Here is a 2,117-nt window from a genome sequence, read left to right as displayed (position 1 = left end):
AAGGTGGTAAATTGCTTCATGGGGCTCATCTTCAACCACTTAGCTAATTGGTCTGTGTTACCCGAGAACAGTGAATACAAGGTAACCATTGGTAAAGCAAAGTCATAAACAAAGTAGCCGTGATCAGCAAGTTTAAAAGGAATTGTATAGTGTTCATGAATTTCAGGTAAAATATCCGCGCCTGCTTCTTGGGCAACCGCTTGCACTCGGTCTAGTAAGTCCCAAATTTCTGGTTCCACGAAAAAATCATTGGTATCTAGTTTTTTAATTGCATAGACAAAGGCATCAAGTCGAATCAAATCGCAACCGTTTGCCACTAGCTGTTCAATCGTATCTTTGATGAAGTCCATTGTGACTTGATGGCGTATATCTAGGTCGATTTGCTCTTCCCCAAAAGTATTCCATAAATGTTCCGTAGTACCATCGGCGAAGGTGATGGCTTGCATGGGGGCTTTATCTTTTCTTTTATAGATTAAGTCGATGTCGGCCTGTGTTGGTCGTCCACTTGGCCAGAATTTTTCCCATCTTAGAAATAAATCAGCATAGTCAGAAGCGTCCTTTTTCTCCTGAAAGTCTTTGTAATACGTGGACTGGCGGGAGATGTGATTGATCATAAAATCGAACATGAGATAATATTTGTCACCTAGGGCTTTGATATCATCCCAGTTACCAAATGCTGGATCTACTTGACCGTAGTCAACCGGAGCAAACCCTCTATCGCCTGTAGAGGGAAAGAATGGCAGTAGATGCACACCACCGATGGCTTGACCAAAATATTGGTCGATATTCGTCTTCAATTCTTTTAAGTTGCTACCTAAACTATCAGAATAGGTAATCAACATGGTTTTGTTTTGAAATGTCATGTATATGCTCCTCTTCTCAGTAGTAGATTATTTGATGGCCCCGTTGCTCATACCAGAGATGATATTCTTTTGGAAAATCAGGTAAACGATTGTGATCGTGATGATACCGACCACATATGATGCAAAACTTGGACCGTAATCGTTGAAGTATTGGCCTGTATAGTTGTACTGGAATAAAGGTAATGTCCACATTTCAGCATTTTTGTTTAGAATCAGCAAAGGTAGCATGAAGTCGTTCCAGAACCATAAAGCATTAATGATGAGTGTCGTTGCGTGCATTGGTTTTAGCATTGGGAAGATTATTTTACGATAAGTCGTAAAACGATCTGCACCATCAATCATAGCGGCTTCATCTAAACCATCCGGTACACTCAATTTGATATAGCCCACGTATAGGAATAAGGTTTGAGGAATGGCATATGTTAGGTACAAGATGATTAAACCCCACATATTTGCTAAGCCTAAGCGACTCATCATGACAGTGATTGGAATCATAATTACTTGGAATGGTACAAAGATTCCCAAGATCAATAGTGAATACATAATCGCAAAGGCTTTATGTTTCGACATGTTTCGGGCGATAGAATAGGCTGCTGCTGGGATAAATAGGGTTACAAGGATTACAGACAGTACCGTAATAACCGCGAAATTCCAGAAATAATGCCCTATACCATCTGCAATCAACCGAGCATAATTATCAAGTGTTGCTGGATTTGGAAAGGCAAAAAAATGTTGCATGATGTCTTGTGTTGTTTTAAATGATGAAAATACTGTCGCTAAAAGCGGAATCAAGATTAAGATTGCTCCAACAATTAGGAGGACGTATTTCCAAATTAGATTGAATCGTTCTTCATTTTTCATATGGTTTTCCTCCTAGATTTCAAAGCGACGTGACAAGCGAATTTGAATAATAGAGACAACAGCGATAATTAAGAATAAGACGATGGCAATTGCGTTGGCATAACCATATTGATTACTCTTAAAGGCATAGTTGTAAACTAACAGACCGATTGAAGTTGTTGAATTACTTGGACCACCACCGGTTAAGGCAAAAATTTGATCAAAGGCTGTTAAGCCACCTTTTAATGCCATGATGAATACCATAGAGATACTTGGTAACAAGTACGGTAATTCGATACTGAAGAATGTTTGTTGGCTGTTAGCACCGTCAATGGCAGACGCTTCAATTATTTCTTCGGGAATACTTTGTAAACCAGCTAAGAAAATGATAATTGGCATAGCCACACCTTGCCA

Annotated in this window: 3 protein-coding genes; all 3 read right to left on the bottom strand. The window is 39.3% G+C overall.

Going from position 1 to position 2,117, the window contains the following annotated elements; translation table 11 throughout:
* Positions 1-863, bottom strand: an 863-nt coding sequence (gtfA, locus tag ACRCJ0_RS12555; protein ID WP_431390644.1) for a sucrose phosphorylase, incomplete at its 3' end; no start/stop codon positions are given.
* Between the two features lie 27 nt (positions 864-890).
* Positions 891-1,724, bottom strand: coding sequence for a carbohydrate ABC transporter permease (locus ACRCJ0_RS12550; protein ID WP_431390643.1), 834 nt, complete (start codon positions 1,722-1,724; stop codon positions 891-893).
* A 12-nt stretch (positions 1,725-1,736) separates the two neighbouring features.
* On the bottom strand, positions 1,737-2,117 hold a 381-nt coding region (locus ACRCJ0_RS12545; RefSeq protein WP_431390642.1), incomplete at its 5' end, for a carbohydrate ABC transporter permease.

It is taken from the genome of Aerococcus sp. L_32 (genome assembly GCF_050689315.1).
Note: the sequence above shows the minus strand (reverse complement) of the source record. Positions and strands in the feature narration are given on the sequence as shown.

Bases quoted from the DNA above. Each gene is read 5' to 3' on its own strand.
- ACRCJ0_RS12550 (WP_431390643.1), bottom strand. From the start codon at position 1,724: ATGAAAAATGAAGAACGATTCAATCTAATTTGGAAATACGTCCTCCTA.